The organism is Cupriavidus sp. D384, from assembly GCF_001652915.1.
Classification (GTDB): domain Bacteria; phylum Pseudomonadota; class Gammaproteobacteria; order Burkholderiales; family Burkholderiaceae; genus Cupriavidus.
The window spans coordinates 82,160-104,556 of sequence record NZ_BBQI01000101.1 but is presented as its reverse complement, the minus strand read 5'-3'; the positions used below and the strand labels follow the sequence as shown (position 1 = coordinate 104,556).

The window sequence follows — 22,397 nt, the reverse complement described above, 5'->3', positions numbered from 1 at the left end:
CGGCCACGGAACGCATACCGGATGCTCCTGGTTTGCTCCCCTCTCCCGCTTTGGCTGGGGGAGAGGGCAAGCCGGCCAGCGGCTACCGCGCCCGCAGCGTTGCCGACGGCGGTTCGTCGAACTCCTTGCGATATTCGCGCGCAAACAGGCTCAGGTGGGTAAAGCCATTGCGCAGCGCAATCTCCGAGACCACGCCCGGCCCCGGGGTGGCGTGCTGCAGCGCCTCGCGGGCGCCGTGCAGGCGCAGCAACCGCAGGTATTCCATCGGCGTGATGTTCTTGCTCTTGCGAAAGCCAAGCTGCAACGTGCGCTCGCAGACGCCACAGTGCTCGGCCAGCGCGTGCATCGTCACCGGCTTGTCGAGATTCGCGCGCAGATAGCGGATTGCACAGCGTACGTAGGGCGGCAACGATGGCAGGTAGCCGCGTGGCAGCAGGCGGCCGTCCGCGCCGAAATGGTCGGCCAGCAGCGTGGTCAGGAACAGTTGCTCGATGGCCCCGTCGGCGGCCGGCAAGCCGGGGCCTTCCGCACGCATCGCCGCTTCGGTGCGCAGCCAGCTCATCATGGCCCGCCAGCGGCCAGACAACTGCGCGTCGGACAATGGCTGCATGGCGAACATCAGCGGCGCGGGCGCGTCGAAGTTGAAGCAATCGCGAAACGCTTCTTCCAGGGCCTGGCGCCGCACGATCACGCTGAAGCGCTCGCAATCGGCATCCAGCAGCAGCCGCACCGGCAGCGACGGCGAGAACACCCAGGTCTCGCCCGGTGCCATCTCGCGCGTCATCCCCTCCCATACCACGCGGCAGCCTCCCGATATCACGGTCTGGACCACGTACTGGTCCTTGCCCGGCTGCGGCTCCACTTCCATCGCCTGGGCGTAGCGCGTGGTCGCCAGCGTCAGGTGGCCGATCTGGCAGCTCTGCAGCTGCACCTGGGGTGCCGCGTCGTCGGTGCGCAGGCGCGTGGGCCCGAAAATGCGCGCAGACAGTGCCTGCACGTGGTCGATTGCACGCGCATGGCTCGCATTGTTCACTCTTGGTGCAGCATGTTGAACCATGGTGCAGAAAAACCTGGGGGGTGCGGGGGTTATCGTCGTCATCGTAGGGAGCCTTGCAGTTTCCGTGCAAGCTGTGGAAAACCCCTGCGCTTTCGCTTCCGTGCGCGCCCGTTCGCAATGTTGCTACGCGCGGCGCTTCGTACCCGCTACCTTGGCTGCGAACCCACACGAAAAGGCAGGAGAGCCGCCATGACCACCCCCGTCCACCCCGTTGACCAGGTGCTGCCCGCGCGGGCCATGGTCTCGCTTGGTTTCCAACACATGCTGGTCAGCTACCTTGGCGCGATTGCCGTGCCAATGATCGTGGCCGGTGCGCTGAAGATGACGCCCGCGCAGACCACGCTGCTGATCAGCACGGCGCTGTTCACCTCGGGCATCGCCACATTGCTGCAGACCGTCGGCTTCTGGAAGTTCGGCGTGCGCCTGCCGCTGATGCAGGGCGTGGCGTTCGGTTCGGTGGGCCCGGTGATCGCCATCGGCACCGACCCCACGCTCGGCTTTACCGGCGTCTGCGGCGCCGTGATCGGGGCCGGCGTGGTGACGATGTTCCTGGCCCCGGTGATCGGCCGGCTCAAGCGCTTCTTTCCGCCCGTGGTCAGTGGCTGCATCATCACCTCGGTGGGCCTGTCGCTGTTCCCGGTGGCATACCAGTGGACCGGTGGCGGACACGGCGCCAGGGACTTCGGCTCGCCGTTGTTCTTCATCGTCGCCTTCGGCACCGTGGCGCTGATCCTGTTCATCAACAGCCACGGCGGTCGGCTGGTACGCAGCCTGGCCGTGATGATCGGCCTGTTGCTCGGCGGCGTGGCGGCATGGTTGCTCGGCATGGGCAACTTCGACGAAGTGGCGCGCGCCCCGTGGTTCACGATGGTGACGCCGTTCGCGTTCGGCATGCCCACGTTCAATGCGGGCGCCATTGTCACCATGGTGATCGTGATGGTGGTGCAGATGGTGGAATCGATGGGCCTGTTTGTCGCCATCGGCGATATCGTCAAGCGTCCGGTCACCGAGCGCGAAGCCACCTGCGGCCTGCGTGCCAACGGACTTGCCAGCGCCATTGGCGGCTGCTTCGCGGCCTTCCCGTTCATCGCCTTCATGGAAAACGTGGGGCTGGTGATCGTCACAGGCGTGCGCAGCCGCTGGGTGGTGGCCGTCTGCGGCATCATGCTCTGCGTCGTGGCGCTGGTGCCGAAGATCGGCGCACTGTTCTCGTCGATTCCCGCCGCCGCGCTGGGCGGCGCCACCATCGTCATGTTCGGCGTGGTGGTGGCCGCCGGCATCCGCACGCTGGGCCAGGTCGACTACGAGCGCAAACCGGCCAATCTCAGCGTGGTGGCGATCACGCTGGCCTGCGCGCTGATGCCGGTCATCATGCCCAACCTGCTTGAAAAGCTGCCGGCGGCACTGCAACCGTTCGTCCACAGCAGCGTGATCATCTCCTGCGTGGTCTCCGTCTTCCTGAACCTGATCCTGAACGGCATCCCGGCGCGCGACGAAGAAGAGGCGCACGCCATCGCTGCCGCTCCGGCAACCTCTGCCGCCCCTGTCTCGGAGGCCTGAGCCATGACCCATCCAAGCCAATCCACCCAGCCCAACCCATCCACCCTGATCCGGGGCGCCGCCGCCGTCATGACCGGCCGCGCCGGTGCGGCGGCCCGCGCCGGCGCCGTCGATATCCGCATCCGCGACGGCCGCGTGGCCGAACTGGCAGCCGGCCTGGTGCCGCAGCCTGGCGAGACCGTGATCGACGCCACCGGCTGCGTGGTCTATCCCGGCTGGGTCAACACCCATCATCACCTGTTCCAGAACCTGCTCAAGGCCGTGCCGGCCGGCATGAACGCCGACCTGCAGGACTGGCTCGCCAGCGTGCCCTACCCGCGGCTGGACCGTTTCACGCCGGAAATCTTCCGCACGGCGGTTCGGCTGGGCATGGCCGAACTGCTGCTGTCGGGCACCACCACCTGCGCCGATCACCATTACCTGTATCACCACGGCCACGGCGCGGAGACCGGCGACGTGCTGTTCGATGTCGCGCAGGAATTCGGCATGCGGCTGGTGCTGTGCCGGGGTGGCGCCGTGCAGTCGAAGGCCGATCATCCCGGCATGCGCGCCACGGCGCTGGTGCCCGAAACGCTGGACGAGATGCTGGCCGACATCGAGCGGCTCAAGTCGCGCTATCACGATGCCGGCCCCGACGCGCTGCGGCGCGTGGTGGTGGCGCCAACCACGCCCACGTTCTCGCTGCCGCCCCCGCTGCTGCGCGAGGTGGCCGGTTTTGCGCGCGGCATGCAGTTGCGGCTGCACAGCCATCTGTCCGAGACCGACAACTACGTGCGCTTCTGCGCCGAGAAGTACCGCTGCACGCCGGTGCAGTTCGTGGCGGACCACGACTGGCTTGGCCCCGATGTCTGGTTTGCCCATCTGGTCACCGTCACGCCCGACGAGATCCGCATGCTCGGCCAGACCCGCACCGGCATGGCCCACTGCCCGGTCAGCAACGCGCGGCTGGGCAGCGGCATCGCGCCCGTTCGCGCGATGGCCGACGCGGGCGTACCGGTGTCGATCGGCGTGGATGGCGTGGCATCGAACGAATCGGGCAGCATGGTCCACGAGGCCAACTTCGCGTGGCTGGTCCACCGGGCGCTGGGCGGTGCGGCGCAGACGCGGGTCGAGGAAGTCATCCACTGGGGCACGGCGGGCGGTGCGCAGGTGCTGGGCCTGCCCGGGGTCGGGACGCTGGCGCCGGGCCAGTCGGCCGACCTGGCGATCTACGATGTCGGCGGGCTGCGCTTTGCGGGCTTCCATGACATCGCCACCGCGCCCGTGGCGGCCGGCGAGCCGACGCCCGTGCGCGACGTATTCGTGCGCGGCCGGCATGTGGTCGAAGGCGGGGCGATCGTCGGGCTCGATATCGCCCAGCTGCGCAGGGATGCGCAGGCCGCGCTGACGACGCTGCTGCCCTGACGTTGTAGATCTTGCGAGCCCTCGCCTGCGGTGCGCTGCCGATTTGCGCCGGAAACGGCGCGCCATCTGCACCGCAGGCGTGGCCCGGACCTTGCGCCGTTCTTCCTTATGCCTTCTCTTAATCTCTCGTTAAGACTCGATAAAGGAGCGCACCATGGCAGCCCGGGAAGATGCATCAACACGTAACAGCCAGATCGAACAGGACGAGCCCGATCATTACGTCGAGACCCTGGAAGTCAGGGTTTCGGGCGAGGGCAACGGCCTGGTGGACGACGAGACCTCCGGCCGCGCCCTGCAGCCGGACCACCCCTCGCAGGGCAAGACTGCCAACGAGCGCAGGGCCGGCGAAGGCGACGAGGACGCGACCAGCCCGTAGACCAGTAGACGCCAAGGCCAGGGCCAGGGCGGCAGACATTCGATACAACAGCTTACAAAGACACCTGCGACAGGGTCAACGGACCGTACTGCGCGCCGTTAGTATCGGCATCCACGCAGCAACCCGAGCAAAAGGTGGTCTCCATGTCCAGGTTCCTCATCGCTAGTCTGATCGGTCTTTCCGCCCTCACGGCCTCTGCCGCCGCCGAGGCGCATGTCAACTTCGACATCGGCATCGGTGTGCCCGCCTACGTGGCCCCGCCGCCAGCGCCGGTCTACTACCAGCCCGCGCCCGTCTACATGGCGCCGCGCCCGGTGGTCGTCGAGCCGCGTCCGGTGGTGGTAGCCCCGGGCTATTACGAGGGCTATCGCGACCAGCGGTGGCGCGAGCATGAATGGCGGCGCGAGCAACGCTGGCGCGAACACGAATGGCGCCGCGAGCGCCGCTGGCGCGAGGACGACTGACGTCGCTGCCTTCAGGTGCCCGGCTCCGGTTTCACGGAGCGCGGGCGCCCAGCCTTCTTTCTGCCAGACCACGATCGGCTCGCCCTCGCCCATCCAGTCATTCCAGTCATTGCACTCGCGCGCCTTGCAGAATTCACAATCCGTTAAGGTTGAATCGGCAAAAAGGTAAAAGCAAAGCCGCAACGCCCGCCAAACGTTACGTAACGCGTAACGGCGCCGCGCCGGAAGTGCACCGCGTAATGCGGCCTCCAGCGCGTTCATATGGCTGGAACGGAACTTGCGCCATCGTTGCTTCCAAACATAGAAAGAAGAGGGGAGCGACACATGAAGGCTGCTGTTGTGGAATCCCGGCCGCTGATCGGCTTTGGCATTCAACAGGTGCTGTACCGCATTCAGGACATTGACGATTCCTGCCTGGTGTCTCCCGGGCCCGCGCGGGGCCTTACGCTCGATGGCATCGATCTGCTGATCGTCGGAGACCTTCTGCAGGGGTATGACGACGCCATGCTGCAACTGCTTGGGACTGCTGCGGATGTCCGTGGCGTGCTGTACCTGAGCGCCGGCGGCACCGTGCAATGGATGCCGCCACGCGAGATCGCGCCGCTGCTGTCGTGGCTGCCCGAGAACGCAGCACTCGAAGCCATCGAAGGCACGCTGCGCAAGATGATCGGCGCGATGCGCCGGGGCTGCTGCACCGGCACGCCTTCCGAGGGCGATGGTCAGGCCGCGCGTGCGGCAGCTTCCGGCGCCGCCATCGTGCTGCCGATGCCGACCCCGCCGCAACTGTTCGGCGCAGGCGCGCCGGAATCCGTGTCAGAGGCCCAGCTGCTAAGCCTGACGCAGCGGCAGTACGACGTGCTGGTGCTGCTGTCCAAGGGCATGTCGATCAAGCTGATCAGCCGCCGCCTCCATATCTCCGTGCCCACCGTAAAGAGCCACACGCTGCAGATCTACCGCCGGCTCGCGGCCAACAACAAGACCGAGGCGGTCTTCGTGGCGCGTGAGCGCGGCGCGTTGCTGGCGGCGATCTCGGCGGCGGCCGAAGCCGCCTGAGCGCGCCTTGCCAGGCCTCGGCCCGGATCAGGGGCGCTGGGAGAACGTGCGTTCGAACACTGATTCGGCGATGCGGTTCTTGAGGATCTCGATCGAGCCGCCCGCAATCATCCAGCCGCGGCAGCGCCGCTGGCAGTATTCGACCAGTTCTTCCTGGCTGTAGCCCATGCCGCCCATCACCTGCAGTGCCTCGTTGGCGATGTCGAAACCCGCCTGGTTGCAGAATGCCTTGGCGATGGCCGTTTCCTCCGCCGACGGCAGGCCGCTGTCGGCGTTGCTGGCGGCACGGTACAACAGCAGCTGGCCCGCATCGAGCTTCATCTTCATTTCGGCGAACTTCCATTGCAGGCCCTGGAACTCGCACAGCAGACGGCCGAACTGCTTGCGCTGCAGCGCCCACTGGCGCGCCACTTCGTACGCGTAGCGGCCCAGCGCCAGCGAGCGCGCCGTATTGCCCATGCGCTCCACGTTGAAGCCGGCGATCTGTTTCTTGAATCCGCCTTCGCCCAGCAGCACGTCCCCGGGGGCCACATAGACATCCTCGAAATAGATCTGGGCCCATTCCTCGCCAGACATGAAGCGCGATTTCTGGCCGATGCGCACGCCCGGCGCCTTGGTGTCGATCAGCACCGACCCGATGCCGCCCACGCCGGGGCCGAAGCGCACATAGGCCAGGATCACGTCGGCGTGAGGGCCATGCGTGGTGAAGATCTTGGTGCCGTTGATACGGAAGCCTTCGCCATCGGGCGTGGCGCTGGTCTTCAGTTCGGTCACGGCCGAGCCGGCTTCGGGCTCGGTCATGCCCACCGAGATCAGCGTCTCGCCGCGCAGCAGCGGGGCCAGCCAGCGCGCCTTCTGCTCCGCCGAACCGTACTCGGCCAGCACGCGGATCGCGCCGAAGTTGCCGGCCTGCACCACGTCCGCGCTGCGCGGGCAGTGGGCGGCCACGGCCTGGATGGCGATCACGGCGTCCATCAGCGAACCGCCCTGGCCGCCGTCGGCCTCGGCAATCGTGATGCCGAGCAGGCCCTGCGCGGCCATCTTCTTCGCCACATCCCATGGATAGGCATCGGTGTGCGCGCGCTCGCGGGCGCCCGGGCGCAGTTCCTTTTCCGCGAAGCGGCTGACGGCGTCCTGGAATTCCTGCTGTTCGGGGGTGAGCTTGAAATGCATGATGTCTCCGGAATCTATTCGGGTATCGGGTATCGGGTATCTGGTTCGGTATGGGCGTCAGTGCTGCGCGTCGGCCAGCCGCAGCACGCAGTCGACACCGACCACGCCGTTGGCGCGCACGAACAACGGATTGATCTCCGCCTCGGCCACGGTCGGGCCCTGCACGGCGGCCAGCCGTGAAAAACGCACGATGGCATCGGCCAGCGCATCGACATCGCCACGCGGCAGGCCACGGAATCCGCGTACCAGCCGGGTGGAGCGCACCTCGTCGATCATCTGCCGGGCTTCGTCCAGGCTGACCGGTGCCGGGCGCAGGCTCACGTCGCGATGCAGTTCGGCGGTGATGCCGCCCGCGCTAAGCATGACCATCGGGCCCACCAGCGGGTCCTGGCGATAACCCAGCATCAGCTCCAGCAGGCGATCCTCCATGCGCTGCACCAGGATGCCGTCGATGCGCGCATCGGGCACCGCCTGGCGTGCGTTTGCCAGCAGACGTTCGGCCGCCGCCGCCAGTTCGGCGTTATCGCGCACGCCCACCTGCACGCCGCCGATCTCGGTCTTGTGCAGGATGTCGCGCGAGCAGATCTTGGCGACCACGGGGTAAGGCACTGCGTGGCCCAGCGATGCGGGGCTGACCAGCGCAGCCGGGGCAATCGGCACGCCCAGCGCCTCGAACACGGTCCCGGCCTCGCGCTCGGTCAGGTCGCCCTGCGTGGGCAGGCCTTCGGGCCACGGCAGCGGCGGCACGTCAGCGCCGTCGTCACCCTGCCCGGCATCGGCGGCCTGGGCGCCCCTGGCTGCGCGGAACAGGCAGGACAACGCATCGGCACAGCTCTCCGGCGTGCGGAACGCCGGCACGCCAGCCGACTGCAGCACCTGCAGCGACTGCGTGGCTTCGGGCGCCAGGAATGCCAGCAGCGGCTTGCCGCCGATGGCCGACGCCTCGACGATGGGCTTCACGGCCAGCTGCGGATGGAACTGCGCCGACGACCCCGCCACGCACAGCACGGCGTCGCACCAGTCGCTCTGCAGCATCTGCTCCACCAGGTCGCGATACTGCGCGCTGGTGGCCGCCAGCGTCAGGTCGATGATCGGCGTCTGGCGGATCCTGACCCCGCGCGCCGCCATATGCGCGACGAACGCGTCGGGAGGCGGCACCGCATCGACGCCAGCCAGCCCGAGCCGGTCCACCACGGTGGCCGCGCCACCGCCGGTGGTGGTCACCACGGCCACGCGCGGTGCCCGATCCAGCGCCGGCACCGTGCGGGCATGGCGGCTGGCCAGCGGCGCGGCTTCGAACAGCGTTTCCAGCATCTCCACGCGCATGGCGCCGTGCTTGCGCAGGAAGGCATCGACGGCCGCATCGTTGCCGGCCAGCGCGCCCGTGTGCGACTGGGCCAGTGCCTCGCCCTGGGCCGAGCGGCCAAGCTTGTAGACCAGCACCGGCTTGCCCGCGGCGCGCGCACGCCGCAGCGCGGGGCCCAGCACGGCGGCATCGCGGATGGTTTCCAGGAACAGCAGGATCACTTCGGTGGCGTCATCGTCCACCAGCAGGTCCACCAGTTCGCCCACGCCAACGTCCGCCTCGTTGCCGACCGACACCAGCTTGGCAAAGCCCATGCCCCGCGCCGCGCCGCGTGACAGCAGCGCGCCGAGCATCGAGCCGCTCTGCGATACCACGCTTACCGAGCCGGGCCGCAGTTCATCCATCTCCAGCACTGCATTGACCGACAGGATGGCGCCGCTATGCACATCGACCACGCCGATGCTGTTCGGCCCCAGCAGCCGCACGCCAAGCTGTCTGGCCTGGTCGGCCAGCGCCTGCTGGGCCGCCATGCCGGCTTCGCCCAGTTCGGCGAATCCGTCGGAAAAGACCGTCACCACGCGCGCGCCGCGCGCGGCGCTCTGCGCCAGCGCCTCGGCCACATGGGCGCCGGGCACCATCACGAACGCGTGGTCGATCGCCTCGGGCAAGGCGTCCACGCTCGGATACGCGGGCAGGCCCATGACTTCGCTGCGCCCCGCGTTGACCGGCAGGATGCGGCCCCGGTAGCCGTGCTTGCGCATGAAGCGCAGCGGGCGGGCAGTGTTCTTCTTCTCGTCGGCCGATGCGCCCACCAGCGCCACTGCGCCAGGCGTGAACAGCGCCCGGGCCAGCGCCTTGCCGGTGGCGCCCACGCCTGCGGCGATTTCCTTGTCGACTCTCGTCATGAATGCAGTGTTCCTGTGAATGATCGGAAGGGCTCAGCGCGCACGCAGCGCGCCAAGGCCAAGCTGGCGCACCGGGCGCGCGTCGAGCTGCCAGAGCGCGTCGAGCAGGCTGGCCGCCTTGTCCTGGCCCAGCACCGGGCCACCCAGTTCCATGAACTTGTCGGTCAGCATCGCGTCGTCGAGCGGCGCCTCGGGATCGCCCACCCGGTACGGCTGGAAGTGCGCGTGGCGCGTGCCGTCCGTCATCTCGATCTCGACCCTTGCGGCGCGCTGGCGCGGGAAGGCGGCGGTCAGTTCGGCGTCGGCAGTCAGCGTGATGCGTGTCATCAGCGCGCGAATCGCGGTATCGCCAAGGCGCCCGGGCTCGAAGGCGTCGAGCCGCACCGCGCCGTGCAGGATGCCGTGGGCCACCACGTAAGGCAGGCTGAAGCGCGCCTCGAACGGCGTGGTCGGGTTGAAGTTGCCGGTGACGTCCAGCGCCACCTGGTAGGCGTTCACACGCACGGCGGCAATGCGCGAAGGGTCGAGCGCATGCTCGCGCACCAGCCGCATGGCGGCGTCGATGGCGGCGAACGTGTGGCCGCAGCAGCCATGATTCTTCTGCGTAATGCGCGTGACGTTGTAGTCGGTGCCCAGACCGGCGGTGGCAATGGCCCAGTTCGGGCTGCCGCACAATGCCGCGCCGAAGCCGGCGTCGCCTTCCAGGATGTCGCGTACGCCGGTCACGCCGTGCGCGGCACCCTGGGCGGCCAGCACGCCGGTCTGCGCCGCATGCCCGGCGTGCAGCGCCTTGGTCATCGCGTCCGACCGGAACGCCTGTTGCAGCCCCGACGCGAACGTGGTGGCGGTTGCCATGGCGTGGGCCGCCACGTCGGCATTGCCCGGCGCCAGCAGCACTGCCCCGGCCGCGGCTGCGCCAATGCAGCCGACGGTGCCGGTGGTATGGAAGAAGCGGTAGTGCGCGGGCTGGATCGCGGCGCCGATGCGCGTGGATACCTCGTAGCCGGCCACCACGGCACGCAGCAGATCGGTGCCGCTGGCATTGCGGTCTTCGGCCAGCGCCAGCGCGGCGGCAATGGTCGGGCAGCCCGGATGGTAGACGGCATCGCGGAAGATATCGTCGAATTCGGCCGCGTGCGATGCGCTGCCGTTGATCCACGCGGCCAGCGCCGGGAATGCGGTGGTGCCGTGGCCCAGCACGGTGCTGTGGCCAACGCCCAGCTCCTGGCGATGGGCGGCCACCAGCTGGCGGCCCGGCGCCATGGGCACCCCGGCCAGCAGCGCGGCAAACCAGTCGATCACCACGCGCCGGGCGTGGTGCTGTACGTCGTCGGGCAGGGGCGCATGGGCCTGGTTGCCGACATAGGCGGCAAATTGGTCGATCAGCATGCCGGTTGTCTCCTCTGGAATGACTCCCATGGTAAGAACCGGCGCCCGCCCAGCTTTGACATTTGGTGAAAGCTCCCAAGCCGGCACGCGTATCCCGGCGTCTGGAGGCTGGTGCATACTCTGCGCACGCCATCGTCGGCCCAGCCTTTCCATTTGGAGCACGCTCAACCCATGGACATGGACATTCCTTCGCTTGCCATCCTGATCGCCGCCGTGGAAGAGAAGAGCCTGTCACGCGCGGCCGAGCGCGAGAACCTGGTCACCTCGGCGGCCAGCAAGCGGATTGCCGAGCTGGAGCGGCGCGCGGGCACGGCCTTGCTGCGCCGCCACGGACGTGGCGTGGAGCCGACACCGGCCGGCGCCATGCTCTACCAGCGCGCCAAGGCCATCGTGCGCAGCGTGCAGCTGGCGCAGGACGCGCTGGCGGCCTATTCGCTGGACGGCATTGCCAAGATCCGCCTGGCGTCGAACCGTTCGACGATCCTGCAGTTCCTGCCAGCCGATATCAGCGGCTTCCAGAAGCATGACCCCGAAGCGCGTATCGACCTGGTGGAAGCGTTCAGCTTCGACATTCCGCGCATGGTGTCCAACGGCGACGCCGATATCGGCATCTATCACGCGCGCAGCCCCAGCCCCGGCGTGCATTCGCTGCCATACCGCAAGGACCGCGTGGGGCTGGTGGTGCCGCGCGGGCATCCGCTGGAAGCCAAGGGCGCGCTGCATCTGGAAGAGGCGCTCGACTACGACTTCCTGGGCTACTTTCCGCGCCATACGTTCGACGCGTTCCTGACGCTGGCGTCGGGCACGCTGTCGCGGCCGCTGACCGTCAAGACCCAGGTGTCCAACTTCGAGGCCCGCTGCCGCATGGTGCGCGAGGGCCTGGGGCTGGCCGTGGTGCCCGAGGGCATCGCGCGCAACTATCTGCAGATGATGGGCCTGTCGATGCTGACGCTCAAGGACGCCTGGGCCGAGCGGGAGTTCTACGTCTGCGTGCGCGACCGCGACAGCCTGCCTTCCGGCGTGGGCCGGCTGCTGGAATACCTGAGCCGCTGCGCCGCGATGGAGCAGCATTTCCTCAAGCCGCGCTGACGCCCTGCTGCCGCCCCCGGTGCCGCCCCACCGAGAACGCAGCGTTTCTGTTTCGTCAAAGCTCCGTGCGGGCATCTTTCTAAGATGCTCTACAGGGCAGCCCTTTCACCGGGGCGCCCCACGACAAGAATCACACGGAGACAGCAATGAAAGACTTCCTGCGGCGCTCGGCCGCCGGCGTGCTGCTTTTTTGCGCCGCAACAGCCCACGCCCAGCAACCCTATCCGTCCAAGCCGATCCGCGTGGTCGTGGCGTTCACCGCCGGCGGCACCACCGACATCCTGGCCCGCGAAGTGGCCCAGCAGATGAGCAAGGCCCTGGGCCAGAGCGTGGTGGTGGAGAACCGACCCGGCGCGGGCGGCAATATCGGCACCGACTACGTGGGCCGCAGCGATGCCGATGGCTACACGCTGCTGGCAACCTCGGTGGGCCCCGTTGCCATCAATCCCACGCTATACAGCCGGCTCAAGGTGAATCCGCAAACCGACCTGCAGCCCGTGGCGCCGATTGCCGATGTGCCCAACGTCATGGTGGTCAGCCCGAATGTGCCGGCCAGGACAGTGCAGGAATTCATCGCCTATGCGCGCGCGCATCCGAACCAGCTCAACTTCAGTTCCACGGGCGTCGGCACGGCCGCCCACCTGTCGGGCGTGCTGTTCAACGAGCGTACCGGCGCCAAAACCACCCACGTACCGTACAAGGGCGCCGATGCGCTGAACGACCTGCTGGCCGGCCGCGTGCAGTTCATGTTTGCCACGGTGCCTTCGGTGATCTCGCATATCCGGGGCGGCCAGCTGCGTGCGCTGGCGGTGACGTCGCGCAAGCGGTCGGCGGCGTTGCCCGATGTGCCGACCATGGCCGAGGCCGGCGTGCAGAACCTGGTCACCGGTGCCTGGTTCGGCCTGTTTGCACCGAAGAACACGCCGCCCGAGATCGTCGCGAAGCTGAACAAGGTGGTGACCGATGCGCTGGCCCAGCCCGACATGCGCAACAAGCTCGCGCAGCAAGGGGCAGAGGCGATGAACCTGGCGCCGGACGCGTTCGGCAAGTTCGTGGTGGCCGAGTACCAGGCCTGGAAGCCCGTGGTGGTCAGTTCCGGAGCCCGCATCGACTGATGCATCGATCGGCCATTCCAGTGCTGTGTCATGATGGCGGCCATCTCTACTCCGATGCCTCCATCATGACCACCGCCCTGATCGTCATCGATGTCCAGCAGGGACTTTGCGAAGGTGACGAAGCCTGCGTCGACGCGCAGGCCACGATCGAACGGATCAACCGCGTAGCGGCCGCCGCGCGTGCGGCCGGCGCGCCGGTGATCTTCGTGCAGCACGAATCGAAATCCGACTATCTGCGGTTCGGCTCAGACCGCTGGCAGCTTGCCCGTGGCCTGGATGCGCGCGATGCCGACCCGCGCGTGCGCAAGACCACGCCCGATTCGTTCCACCGTACCGACTTGGCCGAAGTGCTGCAGGCGCGCGGGGTGTCCGCGCTGGTGATCTGCGGCATGCAGACCGACTTCTGCGTGGATACGACCACCCGCCGCGCGCTGGCGCTGGGCTATCCGGTCACGCTGGTGTCCGACGGCCACACCACCGTCGACAACGGCGCCCTGTCGGCCGCGCAGATCGTCCGGCATCACAACCTGACGCTTTCCAATATCGAGAGCTTCGGGCCGCGCGTCACGCCGGTGGCCGCCGCCGAGGTTTTCTTCGCGGCGTAGCGCACCCCGGACTGCCCTGCAGCACGCCAGCCGCGGCAGCGGTGCGGCTATCGCACATTGCATCGCAAACCCGGGGCTGACCCTGACTTCGGCTGGAGATTTCCTCACCGATAATCCGCGAAGCCGGGCCCTGCCCGGCCATAGAGCCACGCTGGGCTCGGCCCTGGCGGCCGAACCCCAGCCGGGCGCGCTGACCCTTACCTTCACCCATCCGGAGACCTACCAGGACGCGTCGAAGTCCTACGGGTACGGCAGCGATCCGCAGGTGCTCGATGCGATCCGCCAGCACCTGCAGAAGCTGGCCGCCCGCGAACTGCCTGCCGGGTACTCGCTGTCGATCGAGATCCTGGACATCGACCTGGCCGGGTACGTGGACTGGCGCTACCAGGGCAATGTACGCGTGATCCGCGATGCCACCTGGCCCCGCATGACGCTGCGCTACGCGCTCATGCATGACGGCGAGATCATCGCCAGCAACCAGGAGCGCATCAACAACATGAACTTCAACTGGGGCGTGAACCTGTACGGCTACAGCGATCCGCTGCGCTACGAGAAGGCGATGCTGGACGACTGGTTCGAACGCGCCATCACGCGGCATCTGCACGGCTGATTGCCAGCCTGGCGGGGCAGCCTCGCGCAACCCGGCCGCTCGCGGCGACGCGTGTCGGCCCGGGGCGCTGCCGCGGGCACTGTACAAGGAGACGGCCGCGTTCAACGCTGACCTCGGGCGGAGTTGGGCTGGCACCGTGTACATTGCCTTCCTGGACAACCCGCGAGCGCACAATGAACGCCAATCCGCAGAGCAACAGCGACCAGAACACCCTCTGGAACGGTACCGGTGGCCGGGCCTGGGTCGTGAACCAGACCCTGCTTGACCGCATGTTCCAGCCATTCGAACCGATCCTGCTGGACGCGCTGCCCAGCGGCGCCGCGTATCCCCACGTGCTCGATGTGGGCTGCGGCACCGGCGCCACCACGCTGGCGATGGCGCAGCGCCTGGGCAGCCGGGGGGAATGTGTCGGCGTCGACATTTCGGCCCCGATGCTGGACATGGCCCGCGAACGCGCCGCCCGGCTTGGCGTGGCGGCTCGCTTTGTCCAGGCCGATGTGCAAACCCACGCGTTCGCCCCGGCCAGCTTCGACCATTTCACCTCGCGCTTCGGCGTAATGTTCTTCGACGATCCCGTGGCGGCCTTCGCCAATCTGCGCCGCGCCGCGCGGCCGGGCGCCACGATGCGCGTCATCGCCTGGCGCGGCCAGGCCGAGAATGCGTTCATGACCACCGGCGAACGCGCGGCTGCGCCGCTGCTTCCCGACCTGCCCGTGCGCCAGCCCGGCGCGCCGGGGCAATTCGCCTTTGCCGACCGGCAGCGCGTGGAGACGATACTGGCGCAGGCCGGCTGGTCAGGCATCGACATCCGCCCCATCGACGTGCCGTGCCAGCTGTCCGAAGCCGACCTGCTCGACTACATCGGCTGGCTCGGTTCGGTAGGCCAGCGCCTGCTGACCGCCGACGAGGCCACGCGCGCCAGGGTCATCCAGACCGTGCGCGCGGCCTTCGCGCCGTTCGTCCACGGCGACACGGTGCGCTACACGGCCGCGTGCTGGCAGATCGACGCGCGCGCCGGAGACTGATGTTGCGGCCCCCGGCGGCGCGACTAGACTGGGTACATCATTGCGCGCACGACGGGGGAACAAGCCATGGCCGCATCGACGGAACATCCGGTCAGTCATTCGACGCTGGCGTTCGGACGCATCTATGCCGATGAAACGGGCGAATCACACTTTGGCGCACTGGATTTCAATATGTCCGAGCGCAACTTCGCCCCGCCGGCGCCGCCCTTCTGGGTGTCGCGCATGGACGAGGCCGTAAGGCAGGGCTTCCTGGTGGTGCCCACCGGCTGGGTTGGCGACCTGCACCCCGCGCCGGTGCGCATGTGGATCTTCCTGCTCGACGGCGAAATGGAGTTCGAGGTGTCTGACGGCGAACGCCGTGCGCTGGTGCCGGGCGGTACGCTGCTGCTTGACGATACGCACGGCAAGGGGCATCGCAGCCGTGTGATCGGCGGCAATATCGCCACGCTCGCCATGGTGGAAATGCCGGTACCCGGCCACTAGGCGCACCGGATGCCGTCCGATACCGGCCCCGACGCCCGGCCAGGCAGCGCCGCGCCGCTGGCATCGGCCCCGCAGCCACAGCCGCCGTTACCGCCATTGCCGTCATTACCGCCACCCGCTCCGCTGCCACCCACGGTGCCGTCGGGGTTCCGGCAGGGCATCATCACGGCCATTACGGTGCTGCTGGGTTTTTCGCTGGCCTTCTGGCGGTTCTGGGGATTCGAAAGCCCGGGGTACTGGAGCCGCGCTTCGCTGGCGGCGGCAGCCTGCCTGATCCTGGCCGTGGCGCTGCAGATCCTTGCGTTATTCCGCGCGCTGCGCGTGGAAGACGACAGCATCGCCGAATACCGGAAGACCGTGCGCTGGTTCATTGCTTCGGCCATTGCCCTGCTGATCGGCCTGACCCTTGCGATGATGGACGCCGCGCTGATGGAGCAGGTGGACTGAGGGACACTGCGGCCCCGCCGCCCTGGTGCCGCCGGCCTACCGGTGCATCAGCGCCGGCGCGTAAGTCTTCACGAAGAACGCCAGCGTGATGCACGACGTTGCCAGCAGCGTGCCGGCCCGCACCACGCGCGGCGGCGTCATGCGGCCCAGCAACGCGCCCCCGTATCCACCCAGGATGGCGCCGATCAGCATGGCGACGGTTTCCGGCCAGCGCACCGCGTTTGCCACGATAAACGCGATCACCGCCACGGCATTGGCCGCGCTGACCATCAGCGTGCGTGGCGCGTTCAGGTTCTTGAGGTCGCGGCTGTCCAGCAGGCCCCACATGGCGATCATCATGATGCCGACCGCCCCGCCGAAATAGCCCCCGTAGACGCCCAGCCCGAACTGCACCGCCAGCACGGCGTGCGCAGGGATGCGGCAGCGGGCACGCAGCGCCTCGCCCAGTTGCCGGCCAAACGCCAGCGCCACGCAGGCGATCAGCAGCAGCCACGGCAGCACGAACGTGAACGCCGCCGACGATGTGCGCAACAGCAGCATCGCACCGACAAACCCGCCGCACAGCGTAGCCACCAGCAGCGTGCGCAGCGATACCGCGCCCACCGGCCCCAGCCCGTCGCGATACGCCCACGCGCTTGCCAGGCCGCCCGGAAACAGCGCGACCGTACTCGATGTATTCGCCTGAACCGGTGGCACACCGGCGGCAATCATGGCGGGCAGACTGACAAACGAGCCGCCGCCCGCCAGCGCATTCATCGCACCGGCAACGAATCCCGCGCCGAAAACCAGAAGAATTGGGTCCATGGAGCGAATGCTAGCCATCGCACCGGACGCCCGCAATCTGGCTTTTCCGGTGCTAGACTTCGGCAAAACCGAAAGCAGGGGAGGATGGCGTGCGTTTCGACCTGACCGATATGCGGCTGTTCCTGAGCGTGGTGGAATGCGGCAGCCTGACCCAGGGTGCCCGGTCGATGCATCTGGCGCTGGCGTCGGTCAGCGAACGCATTGCCGGCATGGAAGCCACGCTGGGTGCGCCATTGCTGGAGCGCAACCGGCGCGGCGTGCGGCCCACTCCGGCCGGCGAGGCGCTGGTGCGGCACGCGCGGTCGATCCTGGGCCAGGTCGAACAGATGCGCGGCGAACTGCGCAGCTATGCAACGGGCCTCAAGGGCCGCGTCCGCCTGCTGTCGAACACTGCCGCGCTGGCGTCGTTCCTGCCACCGCATCTGCGCCGCTTCCTGGCGGCGCATCCCGATCTGTCCGTCGACCTTGGCGAACGCCCGAGCCCCGAAATCGTCCAGGCGCTGGTCGAGGGACGCGCGGAACTGGGCATCGTGGCCGACTTCGCCGATTTCGCGAACCTGCAGACCCACCGCATCGCCGAAGACCAGCTCGTGGTGGTAGCCAGCCGCCAGCACCGGATCGCGGCGCAGCCGGCCGTGGCCTTTGCAGACATCGTCGGCGAGCCGATCGTGGGCATGGCGGATACGGCGCTGGAGACGCACCTGGCCGAGCGCGCGTCGCGCCTGGGGCACCAGCTGCACTATCGCGTCCAGCTGCGCAACGTGGAGCACGTGGCGATGCTGGTCGATGCGGGTATCGGCATCTCGATCGTGTCCGGTGCCCTGGCAAGGTCGATGCCACGCGGCCTGGCCATGCTGCCGCTGTCGGAGGCGTGGGCCACGCGCAGTCTGTTCCTGTGCGCGCGCGATTTCGGCGCCCTGACGCCACATGCGGGCCTGCTGGCACGGCAGCTGATCGAAAGCGGCGACCCCGGCGCCTCAAGTCCGCCGGCCGGAAAGCCGTAAAATCCTGCGACATCGTTCGGAAGCATTCCCATGAAGAAGCTAATCCTGCTGGCCGCCGTCGGGCTGGCATCCATTGCCCAGGCCCAGCCGACCGCTGGTGGCGTGGCGGCACCGCTGGGCCTGGAGCTTGGCAAGACCTCGTGCGCGCGGCTGACGCCGGGCCCGAATCGCGAAAGGACCGGCACGGCGCCGTGGGCCGGCGGCGACGCTTTCGAGCTGAAGCGCCTGGAACGCTTCAACCTGCCGGGCCTGACCCGTGCGGTGGTGAACTGCGACGGGCAGGACGTCGTGACGCTGGTGACGCTGACCTTCGACCGCACCGCGCTCGACGATGTGACCCACAAGCTCGACGCCCGCTACGAATCGAAGCGCAAGACCGAACCCAACGCCCAGAACGGCTATGCGGAATGGGCGGCGTCCAACGGCAGCCTGGAACTGCTGTACGCCCGGGACGGCAAGCAGTTCACCGTGGCGTACTGGGGCAAGGGCGCCAAGGCGCGCTATTTCGCCTACAACGGCAATTCGGACAAGGTCCAGACGGCCCCGACTGCGGCGCCTGCTCCCGCGAAGGTGCCGGCGCCGCTCTGACGCCGCCCCCACCTCCACCATAATCGGCATGCCGCCAGCCGGCCACGGTTGGCGGCCCATCCATCAAATACCTGAAGCGTTGAGCGCCAGGGTGTAATCTTCAGCCTGCATTGCGCGCCCCGTGTTCGCGCACCCGGGATGCCCGCAGGCATCCCGCTCAGACTGTTCAGACTGGAGCCCCCACCCATGACCTCCAAAGCAGCTTCCCGCAGACAGGCCTTCCGGCAGCAGGTGGCAACGCGCAAGGCACTGCTGATGCCGGGCGCATTCAATGCCATGAGCGCGCGCGTGATCGAAGACCTCGGGTTTCAGGCCGTGTACCTGACCGGGGCCGGCGTCACCAATATGTCATTCGGCCTGCCCGACCTGGGTTTTATCGGCCTCAGTGACATGGCCGAACACACGGCCCGCGTGCGCGATGCAGTAGACCTGCCGCTGCTGGTGGATTCGGATACCGGCTTCGGCAACGCGCTGAACGTTCACCACGCCGTGCGCACGCTGGAGCGTGCCGGCGCCGATGCGATCCAGCTCGAAGACCAGGTCATGCCGAAGAAATGCGGCCACTTCGCCGGCAAGCATGTCGTGAGCACCGGCGAAATGGTCGGAAAGATCCGGGCCGCCACCGATGCACGCGACGACCCCAACTTCCTGATCGTCGCCCGCACCGACGCCGCAGCCGTACATGGCATCGACGATGCCATCGAGCGCGGCCACCGCTTTGCGGAAGCCGGCGCCGACATCCTGTTCCTGGAGGCCATCGAGGATCTCAAGGACATCGAACGGCTGCCTGGCTTGTTCAGCGTGCCGCTGCTGATCAATATCGTGATCGGCGGCAAGACGCCGGTGCAGGGCCGCGACGCGCTGGAGCAGCTGGGCTACGGCCTGGTGCTGTACGCCAACGCCGCGCTGCAAGGTGCCGTGCGCGGGATGCAGCAGGCGCTGGACATGCTGCAGACCAACGGCCAGATGAACGAGGACCCGGCCATCGTGGCGCCGTTCGGCGAGCGGCAGCGGCTTGTGCGCAAGCCGCTGTACGACGAACTCGACGGCCGCTACAAGAGCGACGACTGACCACCGGAGGCAGCCATGCAGACCGCGCTGATCGTGCTGGACCTGATCAATGACATCGTCCATGCGCAAGGCAAGCTGGCAGGTAGCGGCACGGCGGCGCAGGCCGCCGCGCGCAACCTGGTGGCCGCCAGCAACGCGGTCATCGCCCACGCACGGGCGCACCAGTGGCCGGTCATCTTCGTAAAGGTGGGATTTTCCGAAAACTATGCCGAGCATCCCAAGGATTCGCCGGTCTTCGGCAAGGCAAAGGCCGCCGGCGCACTGACGCTGGGAGGATGGGGGACAGCGTTCGTGGACGGCCTCGATGTGCAGGCGGCGGATAGCGTGGTGACCAAGCACCGCGTCAGCGCGTTCTATGGCACCGGGCTGGAAACCATCCTGCGCGCGCGCCATGTGGATCGCCTGATCCTGACGGGTATCAGCACCAACTGGGCCGTGGAAGCGACGGCGCGCGAGGCGCACGACCGGGACTACCAGGTGATCGTGGTGGAGGATGCCTGCGCCGCGCGCAGCGAGGACGATCACCGGCACGCGCTGAAGAACCTTGGGGCAATTGGCACCGTGACAACCGTCGCGGCACTGCCCGGCCTGCCCGAAACCTAGGGCACGGCCGCCAACTCAGCCCTTGCCGAGCGGCGGCCGGGACAGGAAGCCCGCCATGTTGCTGAGCTGCGCCAGTTCGTTGGCGGCTTCGCGCAGCAGTGCCGCGTATTCGTGGATCCTTGGCGCGGTCAGGCGCGTGCGCGACCCCGCCAGGCTGATGACACCAATGCAGCGCGACCCGCGCACGACCGGCACTGCCACGGCCGCCATGCGTGCTGCAAACACCTCGTCGATCATCGCGTAGCCACGCACCCGCGCGGCATGCAGGAACCCCAGCAGCGTCTTCAGCGTGGTGGGCGCATTCGGCCCGTACTCGTTGGGCTGACCAAAACCCTGCTTCATGACCAGAGCCACGGCCGCCTCGTCGGACATCGTCATCAGCCAGGCATGGCCGGTGGACGTACACGAGAGCCGCGCCGCCAGCCCCATGTCCGGATCGTAACGAAAGCCCGTGCGCTGCCCATCGGCCTTGGCTACCCAGATGATGGCCTCGCCGTCCACCAGCGACAACCGGGCCAGTTCGCCGGTGCGCGCCGCAATGCGTTCGATGATGGGCTGGGCGATATCGGCAATGCCGGTGAGGCTCAGGAATTCGAGCCCGTTCGATGTCATGCGCATCGTCAGGATGTAGCGGCTGTGGTCCACCAGTTGGCGGACATACCCCCCCTCGACCAGTTCATGCAGCACGCGATGACAGGTGCTGCGCGGCAGGCCAAGTGCCTCGGCAATGGCAACCAGCCCGGCGCCTTCGCCCTGCGACGCCAGGAAATCGAGAATCCGGAGACCTGCCTTCAATGACATTTTTCGTATTACGGAATGAAGTTCCGGTGCGGAACACCCCAGCCATGCCGCGCAAACAATAGCAGTGCGCACAAGCTGCGGCAATCGACACCGATACTCATATAAAAGAGGGGAGACAACCATGTCAGTGATCACTGACTCGAACATCGCGCCTGCACAGGCGCAGGCCGGCCAGCCTGAAATGGCCCGGCGCGCCGTGGCCGGCGCCACCGTTGGCACGGCCCTGGAATGGTTCGACTTCGCGCTGTACGGCGTGGTCGCAGCCACCATCTTTCCGAAGCTGTTCTTTCCGTCGCTGGACCCCACGGCATCGCTGCTGGCATCGCTGGCGAGCTTCTGGGCCGGCCTGGCGGCACGCCCGCTGGGCGCCATCGTCTGCGGCATCCTCGGCGACCGCTGGGGCCGCCGCAACCTGATGCTGGTCACGGTGTCGGTCATGGGGCTGTCCTCGTTCCTGATGGGGCTGCTGCCGACCTATCAGCAGGTGGGCATTGCCGCACCGGCCCTGCTGGTGACGCTGCGGATCATCCAGGGCTTTGCGCTCGGCGGCGAGTCCACCGGTGCCCAGCTGATGGCCGTGGAGCACGCGTCAGCGGATCGCCGTGGCCTGTACTCGGGCTTTCTTGGCATCTGCTCGCCGCTAAGCCAGATTCTTGCCAACCTGACGCTATTCGCGCTGGCCGCCGTACTGTCGCCCGAGGATTTCGAATCGTATGGCTGGCGCATTCCGTTCCTTGCCAGCTTCCTGCTGGTCATTCTGGGTATCTACATCCGCATGAAGGTCAGCGAGACGCCCGCGTTCGAAGCGCTGCGCAAGGACGGCGCGCGCGTGCGCACCGCCAACCCGCTGGGCACTGTGGTGCGGCACCACTGGAAGACCGCGCTGCGCCTGACGCTGTTTTTCTGCGGCCCGGCGGCGCTGTTCTACCTGATCGTGGTCTTCTCGCTCAGCTACCTGACGCGCAACCTTGGCGTGCCCAAGCAGACCGGCTTCATGTTCCTGATGGTTGCCAATGCCTGCGCCATCGTCGGCGCGCTGGCCGGTGGCTGGCTCAGCGACCGCATCGGCCGCAAGCGCGCCCTGTTGCTGGGATCGTTCTGCACGCTGGTCTGCTGCCTGGTCTACTTTCCGATCCTCAACCAGGGCTCGCACGCGATGACGATGGCGATCATGGGCGCGTTCCTGGGGTTCACCCAGTTCCAGAGCGGCATCCAGCCGGTCTGGTTTGCCGAATCATTCCCGACCGAGGCACGCTACACCGGCTCCGCCCTCTCGTACTCGGGCGCCAACCTGCTGACCGGCGGTCCGATGCCGATCGTCGCCGTTGCGTTGCTCGAAGCGTTCCACGGATCGCCATGGGCCATCGTCGCCGTCTGCGGTTCGCTGAACCTGCTCTCTTTCATCATGATCGCCATCTCCCGCGAGACCCGCGGCACGGCTCTGGACCAAAGCCACGCGCACTGA

The 22,397-nt window shown here is 67.7% G+C and carries 23 protein-coding genes; 17 read left to right on the top strand and 6 right to left on the bottom strand.

All coding sequences use genetic code 11. The features are described from left to right. Nucleotides 1–82 precede the first annotated feature (82 nt). Nucleotides 83–997 (bottom strand): AraC family transcriptional regulator, encoded by a 915-nt coding sequence (locus A9J21_RS26045; RefSeq protein ID WP_197497571.1) that lies wholly within the window; start codon nt 995–997, stop codon nt 83–85. Nucleotides 998–1,246: 249 nt separating this feature from the next. On the opposite strand from A9J21_RS26045, the gene A9J21_RS26040 reads away from it, so the two are divergent. The 5 genes from A9J21_RS26040 to A9J21_RS26020 all read left to right on the top strand — a co-directional run bounded on the left by A9J21_RS26040 (nt 1,247) and on the right by A9J21_RS26020 (nt 5,914). After that, nucleotides 1,247–2,617 carry a nucleobase:cation symporter-2 family protein gene (locus tag A9J21_RS26040; protein ID WP_066740748.1) on the top strand — a complete coding sequence of 457 codons (1,371 nt, stop codon included), beginning with the start codon at nt 1,247–1,249 and terminating at the stop codon, nt 2,615–2,617. A gap of 3 nt (nt 2,618–2,620) precedes the next feature. Next, entirely contained in the window at nt 2,621–4,021 is a 1,401-nt protein-coding gene (locus A9J21_RS26035; protein WP_066740743.1) for an amidohydrolase family protein, read from the top strand. A 154-nt stretch (nt 4,022–4,175) separates the two neighbouring features. Then, on the top strand, nt 4,176–4,397 hold the full coding sequence (locus tag A9J21_RS26030; RefSeq protein WP_066740742.1) for a hypothetical protein: 222 nt from the start codon (nt 4,176–4,178) through the stop codon (nt 4,395–4,397). 143 nt (nt 4,398–4,540) lie between these two features. After that, on the top strand, nt 4,541–4,861 hold the full coding sequence (locus A9J21_RS26025) for a hypothetical protein (protein ID WP_066740740.1): 321 nt from the start codon (nt 4,541–4,543) through the stop codon (nt 4,859–4,861). 324 nt (nt 4,862–5,185) lie between these two features. After that, nucleotides 5,186–5,914 carry a LuxR C-terminal-related transcriptional regulator gene (locus A9J21_RS26020; RefSeq protein ID WP_066740737.1) on the top strand — a complete coding sequence of 243 codons (729 nt, stop codon included), beginning with the start codon at nt 5,186–5,188 and terminating at the stop codon, nt 5,912–5,914. 27 nt (nt 5,915–5,941) lie between these two features. On the opposite strand, the gene A9J21_RS26015 is transcribed toward A9J21_RS26020, so the two are convergent. From A9J21_RS26015 to A9J21_RS26005, 3 genes are read right to left on the bottom strand one after another with little or no spacing between them, the layout of a single operon-like run. Next, complete coding sequence (locus A9J21_RS26015) at nt 5,942–7,087, bottom strand: acyl-CoA dehydrogenase family protein (protein ID WP_066740736.1); 1,146 nt, start codon at nt 7,085–7,087, stop codon at nt 5,942–5,944. 57 nt (nt 7,088–7,144) lie between these two features. Next, nucleotides 7,145–9,298 (bottom strand): acetate--CoA ligase family protein, encoded by a 2,154-nt coding sequence (locus tag A9J21_RS26010; RefSeq protein WP_066740734.1) that lies wholly within the window; start codon nt 9,296–9,298, stop codon nt 7,145–7,147. Nucleotides 9,299–9,331: 33 nt separating this feature from the next. After that, the gene (locus A9J21_RS26005) at nt 9,332–10,687 is read right to left on the bottom strand and encodes an MmgE/PrpD family protein (protein WP_066740732.1); all 1,356 of its coding nucleotides are present in this window, start codon (nt 10,685–10,687) and stop codon (nt 9,332–9,334) included. Nucleotides 10,688–10,864: 177 nt separating this feature from the next. Between A9J21_RS26005 and A9J21_RS26000 the strand changes: the two genes are divergently transcribed. From A9J21_RS26000 to A9J21_RS25970, 7 genes are all read left to right on the top strand, one after another. Continuing rightward, nucleotides 10,865–11,776, top strand: coding sequence for a LysR family transcriptional regulator (locus A9J21_RS26000; RefSeq protein ID WP_066740790.1), 912 nt, complete (start codon nt 10,865–10,867; stop codon nt 11,774–11,776). 146 nt (nt 11,777–11,922) lie between these two features. Continuing rightward, a complete protein-coding gene (locus A9J21_RS25995) occupies nt 11,923–12,891 on the top strand; it encodes a tripartite tricarboxylate transporter substrate binding protein (RefSeq protein WP_066740730.1) in 969 nt (322 codons plus the stop codon). Between the two features lie 65 nt (nt 12,892–12,956). Next, entirely contained in the window at nt 12,957–13,496 is a 540-nt protein-coding gene (locus A9J21_RS25990) for a cysteine hydrolase family protein (RefSeq protein ID WP_066740788.1), read from the top strand. Next, nucleotides 13,432–14,106: a DUF3016 domain-containing protein gene (locus A9J21_RS32620; RefSeq protein ID WP_082926609.1), complete on the top strand. Its 675-nt coding sequence runs from the start codon at nt 13,432–13,434 to the stop codon at nt 14,104–14,106. Before A9J21_RS25990 ends, A9J21_RS32620 begins: the two co-directional genes overlap by 65 nt. 173 nt (nt 14,107–14,279) lie before the next feature. Further along, a complete protein-coding gene (locus tag A9J21_RS25980) occupies nt 14,280–15,131 on the top strand; it encodes a class I SAM-dependent methyltransferase (RefSeq protein ID WP_066740728.1) in 852 nt (283 codons plus the stop codon). Nucleotides 15,132–15,197: 66 nt separating this feature from the next. Then, complete coding sequence (locus tag A9J21_RS25975; protein WP_066740727.1) at nt 15,198–15,614, top strand: cupin; 417 nt, start codon at nt 15,198–15,200, stop codon at nt 15,612–15,614. Nucleotides 15,615–15,737: 123 nt separating this feature from the next. Further along, nucleotides 15,738–16,061, top strand: a complete 324-nt coding sequence (locus tag A9J21_RS25970; protein WP_066740786.1) for a hypothetical protein — start codon at nt 15,738–15,740, stop codon at nt 16,059–16,061. Between the two features lie 36 nt (nt 16,062–16,097). Here A9J21_RS25970 and A9J21_RS25965 read toward each other — a convergent pair whose 3' ends face one another. Next, nucleotides 16,098–16,865 (bottom strand): sulfite exporter TauE/SafE family protein, encoded by a 768-nt coding sequence (locus A9J21_RS25965; protein WP_066740725.1) that lies wholly within the window; start codon nt 16,863–16,865, stop codon nt 16,098–16,100. An 89-nt stretch (nt 16,866–16,954) separates the two neighbouring features. Between A9J21_RS25965 and A9J21_RS25960 the strand changes: the two genes are divergently transcribed. The 4 genes from A9J21_RS25960 to A9J21_RS25945 all read left to right on the top strand — a co-directional run bounded on the left by A9J21_RS25960 (nt 16,955) and on the right by A9J21_RS25945 (nt 20,131). Beyond that, a complete protein-coding gene (locus A9J21_RS25960) occupies nt 16,955–17,869 on the top strand; it encodes a LysR family transcriptional regulator (RefSeq protein WP_197497570.1) in 915 nt (304 codons plus the stop codon). 30 nt (nt 17,870–17,899) lie between these two features. Beyond that, nucleotides 17,900–18,457 carry a hypothetical protein gene (locus A9J21_RS25955; RefSeq protein WP_066740723.1) on the top strand — a complete coding sequence of 186 codons (558 nt, stop codon included), beginning with the start codon at nt 17,900–17,902 and terminating at the stop codon, nt 18,455–18,457. A 186-nt stretch (nt 18,458–18,643) separates the two neighbouring features. Next, entirely contained in the window at nt 18,644–19,528 is an 885-nt protein-coding gene (locus tag A9J21_RS25950; protein ID WP_066740721.1) for an oxaloacetate decarboxylase, read from the top strand. A 15-nt stretch (nt 19,529–19,543) separates the two neighbouring features. Next, nucleotides 19,544–20,131, top strand: a complete 588-nt coding sequence (locus tag A9J21_RS25945; RefSeq protein WP_066740719.1) for an isochorismatase family cysteine hydrolase — start codon at nt 19,544–19,546, stop codon at nt 20,129–20,131. A gap of 15 nt (nt 20,132–20,146) precedes the next feature. Here the strand turns inward: A9J21_RS25945 and A9J21_RS25940 are convergent, their stop codons facing one another. After that, on the bottom strand, nt 20,147–20,932 hold the full coding sequence (locus tag A9J21_RS25940) for an IclR family transcriptional regulator (RefSeq protein WP_066740717.1): 786 nt from the start codon (nt 20,930–20,932) through the stop codon (nt 20,147–20,149). A gap of 181 nt (nt 20,933–21,113) precedes the next feature. On the opposite strand from A9J21_RS25940, the gene A9J21_RS25935 reads away from it, so the two are divergent. Continuing rightward, nucleotides 21,114–22,397: an MFS transporter gene (locus A9J21_RS25935; protein ID WP_066740782.1), complete on the top strand. Its 1,284-nt coding sequence runs from the start codon at nt 21,114–21,116 to the stop codon at nt 22,395–22,397.

Coding starts and splice junctions, on each gene's coding strand:
- A9J21_RS26040 (WP_066740748.1), top strand. CDS start 1,247: ATGACCACCCCCGTCCACCCCGTTGACCAGGTGCTGCCCGCGCGGGCC.
- A9J21_RS26035 (WP_066740743.1), top strand. CDS start 2,621: ATGACCCATCCAAGCCAATCCACCCAGCCCAACCCATCCACCCTGATC.
- A9J21_RS26030 (WP_066740742.1), top strand. CDS start 4,176: ATGGCAGCCCGGGAAGATGCATCAACACGTAACAGCCAGATCGAACAG.
- A9J21_RS26025 (WP_066740740.1), top strand. CDS start 4,541: ATGTCCAGGTTCCTCATCGCTAGTCTGATCGGTCTTTCCGCCCTCACG.
- A9J21_RS26020 (WP_066740737.1), top strand. CDS start 5,186: ATGAAGGCTGCTGTTGTGGAATCCCGGCCGCTGATCGGCTTTGGCATT.
- A9J21_RS26015 (WP_066740736.1), bottom strand. CDS start 7,087: ATGCATTTCAAGCTCACCCCCGAACAGCAGGAATTCCAGGACGCCGTC.
- A9J21_RS26010 (WP_066740734.1), bottom strand. CDS start 9,298: ATGACGAGAGTCGACAAGGAAATCGCCGCAGGCGTGGGCGCCACCGGC.
- A9J21_RS26005 (WP_066740732.1), bottom strand. CDS start 10,687: ATGCTGATCGACCAATTTGCCGCCTATGTCGGCAACCAGGCCCATGCG.
- A9J21_RS26000 (WP_066740790.1), top strand. CDS start 10,865: ATGGACATTCCTTCGCTTGCCATCCTGATCGCCGCCGTGGAAGAGAAG.
- A9J21_RS25995 (WP_066740730.1), top strand. CDS start 11,923: ATGAAAGACTTCCTGCGGCGCTCGGCCGCCGGCGTGCTGCTTTTTTGC.
- A9J21_RS25990 (WP_066740788.1), top strand. CDS start 12,957: ATGACCACCGCCCTGATCGTCATCGATGTCCAGCAGGGACTTTGCGAA.
- A9J21_RS25980 (WP_066740728.1), top strand. CDS start 14,280: ATGAACGCCAATCCGCAGAGCAACAGCGACCAGAACACCCTCTGGAAC.
- A9J21_RS25975 (WP_066740727.1), top strand. CDS start 15,198: ATGGCCGCATCGACGGAACATCCGGTCAGTCATTCGACGCTGGCGTTC.
- A9J21_RS25965 (WP_066740725.1), bottom strand. CDS start 16,865: ATGGACCCAATTCTTCTGGTTTTCGGCGCGGGATTCGTTGCCGGTGCG.
- A9J21_RS25955 (WP_066740723.1), top strand. CDS start 17,900: ATGAAGAAGCTAATCCTGCTGGCCGCCGTCGGGCTGGCATCCATTGCC.
- A9J21_RS25950 (WP_066740721.1), top strand. CDS start 18,644: ATGACCTCCAAAGCAGCTTCCCGCAGACAGGCCTTCCGGCAGCAGGTG.
- A9J21_RS25945 (WP_066740719.1), top strand. CDS start 19,544: ATGCAGACCGCGCTGATCGTGCTGGACCTGATCAATGACATCGTCCAT.
- A9J21_RS25940 (WP_066740717.1), bottom strand. CDS start 20,932: ATGTCATTGAAGGCAGGTCTCCGGATTCTCGATTTCCTGGCGTCGCAG.
- A9J21_RS25935 (WP_066740782.1), top strand. CDS start 21,114: ATGGCCCGGCGCGCCGTGGCCGGCGCCACCGTTGGCACGGCCCTGGAA.